Origin of the sequence: Sphingomonas sp. CCH5-D11 (assembly GCF_001557395.1) — a bacterium.
Classification (GTDB): Bacteria; Pseudomonadota; Alphaproteobacteria; order Sphingomonadales; family Sphingomonadaceae; genus Sphingomonas.
In genome coordinates, this window is sequence record NZ_LSKH01000304.1 from 47769 (window position 1) to 53977 (window position 6209).

Below are 6209 nucleotides of genomic sequence, written 5' to 3' on the forward strand. Positions count from 1 at the left end.
TGTGCGGCCCGGTTATCGCGACCAGCAACACCAGTAGTGGATAGCCGCCAAGCAGGATTGCCAAGATAGCCCAATCTTCGCCGCCCATCACATCGTCTCCGTCTGACTGTCGATAAGGGAGGCGCGGGCGAGCAAGGCGGCGGCGGTGAGGGCTAGGGCGGGGGTGGCGGCCGAGCGATCATCGTCGCTGCGCTCCTTGCCGATCCCAGCATAGGCGACGCCATCCATGACAGCCAGCATCACGTCTTGCCCCTTGGGGATCAACAACATCGCCGCGTCGAGGCTGGCGGTCCACTCGCGCGCCTTCAGATGCGGGCCAAGCGAGCCATCGTCATGGATCATGTGCACCGTGCCGTCATCGTGCCCGCGCCACTCGCCAGCCCACATGCGCGCCCATTCGGGAACAGCATCCAAGCGGACGGCTGCACTGATTGCGGCGTCAAGTGCGCGATCCGGCCCCGTCGCCGCAGCAACCTTGCCCGCCAGCGCCCGTAGTTCATCTGCCTTCATTGTGTTGCTCCTGGGGTGGCGCCCCTCTGCGATCTGGGCGGGGGTTGGGGTGGTCATGCTGCGATCCTCCGGGCCTGTGCGGTGCGCGCGATCGACAGCAGCAGATCGCGGAAGGGTTCGGGGGTGCCGATGCGAGGCGTGCTGTCCGTTCCGCCTCCCTTGCTGCCGACCTCGCCGAGACGCTTGGCGCGTTTCAACCCCATGCGCTCGATCACGGCAGGGTCCAGCCGGCTTTCCCCGATGCCCCAATCCAGCTCGGGCAGGTCGCAGTTGTAGGCCAGCAGCAGCGTCGGCTTGCGGGCATAGTGACCGTAGCGTCCCTGCTCGACACAGCAGGTCCAACCGCCATAGAAGTCTGCCGCGATCCATCCGCCCTCGCGCGGCGGCACGTTGATGTTGAAGTGCGGCCACGCATGGCTGCCCCACGGATGCTCGATGATGCCGCCATAGGCACGGGCTGCATTGAGCGCCGCGGCGAAACATCCGCCATCGTCGCCCTTCTTCTTGCGGATGCCGGTGCGCTTGATGAAAAGCGGCTGCCCGGCCCACAGCTTTCCCCACCGCTGGCAAGGCGGATGCGCGACGACAGGATGCGGGCCGGCATAGAGACGGGCGTCGCGTTGCGCGTCCCATGGGGATACGTCTGGCAGGCCGAAGTAGCAGCCGTCCGCCTCCACGTAGAGCGCGGCGACCGTGCGCCCGCTCATGCAACCTCTCCTGCGATGGTGTTGAGGCGGGTGATCTCAGCGAGGAGGGCAGGGGTGCGCTCGAACCATTCGCCATGGAGGCGGGACGAGGCGAACTCGCGATGGTAAAGCGCTTCCATTCGCGCCCCGCTGCCGATCGTGGCCAATACCTTGAGCGGGTAGGGTGATCCGACTTGCAAATCACGGAGGCGGCTTTCTGGCTTAGCCGAGAAGCCAATCTTCACCGGGCCGTCATCACCGCCGATGAAATAGCAAATGGTGCAATCGTCTTCCTGTTCAGGGGCGCTACCTACCGCCTTGTATGTGCGACCCCCCGCAAGGTCATAAACGAAGCTGAGAACCCCGTTGCCGTGATAGACCGGGATGAGGTCCCCGCTACGCACCCCACTGAACGTGACGGCATGATGGCACGGGGCTAGTTTCCATTCGATCCGCCTCGCAGCATTAATAAGCGGCAATGGAAGGGGAGGGGCGAACAGGCTCGCGAACGACTCGCGAACATCCTCCGGGACTATGCGCGTGGACAAAATATGGTCAGCAGATGCGCGTTTGTTCGCCATAGAATCACGCTCCGTTCTGCCGCACTAAGGCGGCGTTAAGAGCGTTTCGGCGTGTGTCGGACCCTTCACACGGGTGGGGTCACAGGTTCAATCCCTGTCGCGCCCACCATATACAAGCCCCGCGGTCTTGATGACCTGCGGGGCTTTTTGGTTTTCAGATGATGTCGCGGCGCCGCCGCCTGGGACGGTTCTTGGCTCATGTGAGGGTTGGTCGTCTGTCATACCCGTCGTGACAGGCGCGGGTGCGCGCACTTCAGGCGGTGCTTGCAGGCTCAGAACCCGAGCTGTCCCGCATCATCGATTGCCGGGGGCGTGCTGACACCTGGATGCCGGGGCGAGCCCGGCGTGACGGTGTGGCTCGGAGCAGGCCTCGCATTGCTGCGCGACCATGATGCCGAGGACCTTGCGATGCTTTCCTGCCGCCGGAAGCGACTGCAGACGCACGGGAGCGCTGGCGGACCATCAAGGCGCGAAGCGGGCCTGGGCTGCCGGTAAGTCGTTGGCGAGCGTTTCGCGCGGAGGGCCGGCTGTGGCCGGCCCGAGATCGGTTCAGTCTTTCCAGCACCAGTAGAGCTGGGCCGGCGGTACGTTCCACCATTCCATGTCGTGATCGATGCGCGCGAAGTGCGGCGACAGGAAGTCGCGGACCTTGGGGCTGAACTGATAGACCAGAAAGGCGCCGTCCGGACGGATGACGCGGTGCGTGGCCGCAGCGATCGCCGGGCCGACGCCGGGCGGCAGCGTTGAGAAGGGGAGACCCGACAGGACGTAATCGGCCGATTCGTGGCCACGATCAGCCACGATCGTCTCCACGTCGGCCGCCGAACCATGCACCGCCTCAAACCGCGAATCCGAGATGGTGTGATTGAGATAGCGGATGAAATCCACATTGGTGTCGATCGCGATAAGCGAGGCGTCCGGCGCCATCCGTTCGAGGATCGGGCGGCAGAAGGTGCCCACGCCCGGCCCATATTCCACGAACAGCTTGCAATTTGCCCAGTCCACGGGCGCCAGCATCTTGTCGATCAGCTTTGCCGACGAGGGGATGACGGACCCCACCATCACGGGGTGCTTCAGAAAGCCGGAGAAGAACATCTGCCACGGCTTGGGCACGCCATTGGCGCGGGTTTTCACGCGGCGGGCCGCACTGGTGGAGCTTGACATGAAGGAACAACAACTCCCCGAAAGATCGTAACCATGCCGAACGCGGCACGAGCAAGAGAGTTGCCATAGCGGGGTTGCGCGCGGCCCCCAAGCGCCTAATCGAAGTTCCATGACAGTGGATCCGGCACAGGAGAGGAGCGCCGCGAGACGGCGCAAACGGCCACGCCGGACGTTTGATAAACGATTCGCCCTGATGTTCATGGTCATGCTGACCATCGCCGCCGGTAACACGGCGCTGCAATCAGTGTTGCCTGCGCTGGGCCGATCGCTGGGCGTGGCCGACAGTGCGGTCGCCGCGGCATTTTCCGTGTCGGCGCTGCTCTGGGTGATCGCCGCGCCATTCTGGGCCAACCGGTCCGACCGACATGGCCGGCGCATGATGATCCTGCTGGGCATGGGCGGTTTCTGCATCAGCCTTGCCACATGCGGTGTCTTCCTGGCGGCCGGGATCAATGGCTGGATCAGCGGAACGGCGGCATTCATCCTCTTCATCATGGGGCGCCTGATCTACGGCACCTTCGGTTCGGCCGCGCCGCCGGCCGTGCAGGCGATGGTGGCCGGCGACACCACGCGGGAGGAGCGAACCCGCGCCCTTACGCTGATCGCCAGCGCCTTCGGCCTAGGCACCATCCTGGGGCCGGCAATCGCACCTTATCTGATCCTGGGCAGTATCGGCGAGATCGAGGTCGGCCTGGCCGGGCCGGCATTCGTCTTCACCCTGTTCGGCGTCGCCATGTTCCTGACGATCCGGGCGATGCTGCCCGACGACCGTGCCATGGCCGGGGGGACCCACGGCGGCACGACCGGCTATCCCTCCATCGGCGGGCAGGGGACGGGCGCCAGCGTGCGCAGCGCCACCGAGCCGAAGGGCGGCGCAAAGATCAGCTATTTCGACCGCCGTATCCGCACCTGGATGATTGCCGGGCTGGTGATGGGCCATGCACAGGCGATGACCGGGCAGGCGATCGGCTTTCTGGTGATCGATCGGCTCAACCTGCCGCCGGCGCTTGCCCTGGAGCCCACCGGAATCGTGCTGATGATGGGGGCGGGCACTGCGCTGCTGGCGCAATGGGGAATCATCCCGACGCTGAACCTCGCGCCGCGCGCGCTGGTACTCGTCGGCCTGGTGCTGGCGGCGGCAGGCACGGCGCTTACTGGGCTGGCCAGCTCGCTTTACGGCATCGCGACCGCTTATGCGCTGGCCAGCCTGGGCTTCGGGTTCACGCGGCCGGGCTTCACCGCGGGGTCTAGTCTGGCGGTCGGGCCGCAGGCGCAGGGCTCGGTTGCGGGCAAGGTGACCAGCATAAACGGCGCAAGCTTCGTGCTGGGGCCCTCGATCGGCGTGGGGCTGTACGAGGTGTGGCATTCGCTGCCGTATCTGGTGGCGGGGATCGGGTGCGTCGCGCTGTTCATCTACTGCTGGTTCGCGCTGCGCGAGCCCGATGAACAGGAAGTCGCCGCCTTTGACGATCCGGTGATCTGAAGGGAGATTAGGCGCACATGGCGCCTGGCCATAACCGCGGGTGATCAACGGCTGACCCCGTAAGCCTTGTCGGGCGCTTCAACTAATCCTAGACGCGCGCGCCATGACCGACTCCTCCATCAAGCGCCCCGCCGGCGATGCCGGCATCAACCGGGTCGTCCTCGCCTATTCAGGCGGTCTCGACACCAGCGTCATCCTGAAATGGCTGCAGCAGACCTACAACTGCGAAGTCGTGACGTTCACCGCCGACCTCGGCCAGGGCGAGGAATTGGAACCGGCGCGTCGCAAGGCGGAGCAGGCCGGCGTGAAGCCGGAACATATCTTCATCGACGATCTGCGCGAGGAGTTCGTCAAGGAGTACGTGTTCCCGATGATGCGGGCCAATGCGATGTACGAGGGGCTGTATCTTCTCGGCACCTCCATCGCGCGGCCGTTGATCGCCAAGCGCCAGATCGAGATCGCGCGCCAGGTGGGTGCCGATGCCGTCAGCCATGGCGCGACCGGCAAGGGCAACGACCAGGTCCGCTTCGAGCTGGGTTATTACGCGCTTGCGCCCGACATCAAGGTAATCGCGCCTTGGCGCGAATGGGATCTCACCAGCCGCACCCGCCTGATCGAGTTCGCCGAGCAGAACCAGATCATGGTGACCAAGGACAAGCGCGGCGAATCGCCATTCTCGACCGACGCGAACCTTCTGCACACCTCGTCCGAGGGCAAGGTGCTGGAGGATCCGTGGGAGGAAGTGCCCGATTACGTCTATTCGCGCACGGTGAACCCGGAGGATGCGCCCGACGCGCCGGAATATATCACCATCGATTTCGAGCGCGGCGACGGCGTGGCGCTGAATGGCGAGGGCTGCTCGCCCGCGACGCTGCTTGCCAAGCTGAACGAGCTTGGCCGCAAGCATGGCATCGGCCGCCTCGACCTGGTCGAGAACCGCTTCGTCGGCATGAAGAGCCGCGGCATGTACGAGACGCCGGGCGGCACGATCTATCACCTGGCGCATCGCGGGATCGAGCAGCTGACGCTGGATCGCGGCGCGGCGCATCTGAAAGACGAGCTGGCAGTGCGCTATGCCGAGCTGGTCTATAACGGCTTCTGGTTCTCGCCCGAGCGCGAGATGCTGCAGGCGGCCGTGGATTACAGCCAGGAAAAGGTTACCGGTACCGTGCGGCTGAAGCTCTACAAGGGCAATGTCGGCGTGGTCGGCCGCAAGTCGCCCCATTCGCTGTACAGCGAAAAGGTCGTGACGTTCGAGGACGACCAGGGCGCCTATGACCAGCGCGACGCGGCTGGCTTCATCAAGCTGAACGCGCTTCGCCTGCGCCTGCTGGGCCGTCGCGATCGGGATTAACTCATCGCATGGCGTCACCCGTCGTTCCGGCGCGCGGCCGGGATGATGGGGCGCCGGGGGCGGAAGGTCAGGCCGATCAGCCGCCCCCGTCTCCACAGCAGCGTATCCCGCGCCGCCCGATCGTTGCCCTTCAGGAACGATCCTGCCTCGATCGGCGTTCTTCTTTCGCCTGGGGCGGCTTAAGGCCCCTAGTTCGAGGGAGATTGCGATGAAGGGTGCAACAATCGGCGCGCTGTTGCTCGGCGCGACCGTGCTCACCGCTTGTGCAAACAACCGGGAAGAAGTGGTAGCGCCGGCTCCGCCGCTTGGTCCGGGTGCTCTGGCCGGGACCGTGGCTGCTGACCGTGACGGCGACGGGATGGTCGACGGCTATTACACGCCGGACGGCACCTACGTGCCCTTCACCGCTCCGCCGTGCCCCACGCCGCCGC

Annotated in this window: 7 protein-coding genes; 3 read left to right on the top strand and 4 right to left on the bottom strand. The window is 65.3% G+C overall.

Annotation, left to right across the window (positions count from 1 at the left end):
- Nucleotides 1–87 precede the first annotated feature (87 nt).
- The 4 genes from AX702_RS18445 to AX702_RS18465 all read right to left on the bottom strand — a co-directional run bounded on the left by AX702_RS18445 (nt 88) and on the right by AX702_RS18465 (nt 2941).
- Nucleotides 88–510 carry a hypothetical protein gene (locus AX702_RS18445; RefSeq protein ID WP_066781900.1) on the bottom strand — a complete coding sequence of 141 codons (423 nt, stop codon included), beginning with the start codon at nt 508–510 and terminating at the stop codon, nt 88–90.
- 53 nt (nt 511–563) lie between these two features.
- On the bottom strand, nt 564–1217 hold the full coding sequence (locus AX702_RS18450; RefSeq protein ID WP_066781901.1) for a hypothetical protein: 654 nt from the start codon (nt 1215–1217) through the stop codon (nt 564–566).
- Nucleotides 1214–1777 (bottom strand): GIY-YIG nuclease family protein, encoded by a 564-nt coding sequence (locus AX702_RS18455; RefSeq protein ID WP_066781902.1) that lies wholly within the window; start codon nt 1775–1777, stop codon nt 1214–1216. Before AX702_RS18455 ends, AX702_RS18450 begins: the two co-directional genes overlap by 4 nt.
- Before the next feature lie 549 nt (nt 1778–2326).
- A complete protein-coding gene (locus AX702_RS18465) occupies nt 2327–2941 on the bottom strand; it encodes a class I SAM-dependent methyltransferase (RefSeq protein WP_066781903.1) in 615 nt (204 codons plus the stop codon).
- Between the two features lie 193 nt (nt 2942–3134).
- Here AX702_RS18465 and AX702_RS18470 point away from each other — a divergent pair, with 193 nt between their 5' ends.
- The 3 genes from AX702_RS18470 to AX702_RS18480 form a co-directional block, all read left to right on the top strand.
- A complete protein-coding gene (locus tag AX702_RS18470; protein ID WP_066781904.1) occupies nt 3135–4424 on the top strand; it encodes an MFS transporter in 1290 nt (429 codons plus the stop codon).
- A gap of 103 nt (nt 4425–4527) precedes the next feature.
- Nucleotides 4528–5778 carry an argininosuccinate synthase gene (locus AX702_RS18475; RefSeq protein WP_066781905.1) on the top strand — a complete coding sequence of 417 codons (1251 nt, stop codon included), beginning with the start codon at nt 4528–4530 and terminating at the stop codon, nt 5776–5778.
- 208 nt (nt 5779–5986) lie between these two features.
- Nucleotides 5987–6209, top strand: a 223-nt coding sequence (locus AX702_RS18480) for a hypothetical protein (RefSeq protein ID WP_066781906.1), incomplete at its 3' end; no start/stop codon positions are given.

Excerpts from the sequence above, each read along its gene's own strand:
- AX702_RS18445 (WP_066781900.1), bottom strand. The coding sequence starts at position 510 with ATGAAGGCAGATGAACTACGGGCGCTGGCGGGCAAGGTTGCTGCGGCG.
- AX702_RS18450 (WP_066781901.1), bottom strand. The coding sequence starts at position 1,217 with ATGAGCGGGCGCACGGTCGCCGCGCTCTACGTGGAGGCGGACGGCTGC.
- AX702_RS18455 (WP_066781902.1), bottom strand. The coding sequence starts at position 1,777 with ATGGCGAACAAACGCGCATCTGCTGACCATATTTTGTCCACGCGCATA.
- AX702_RS18465 (WP_066781903.1), bottom strand. The coding sequence starts at position 2,941 with ATGTCAAGCTCCACCAGTGCGGCCCGCCGCGTGAAAACCCGCGCCAAT.
- AX702_RS18470 (WP_066781904.1), top strand. The coding sequence starts at position 3,135 with ATGTTCATGGTCATGCTGACCATCGCCGCCGGTAACACGGCGCTGCAA.
- AX702_RS18475 (WP_066781905.1), top strand. The coding sequence starts at position 4,528 with ATGACCGACTCCTCCATCAAGCGCCCCGCCGGCGATGCCGGCATCAAC.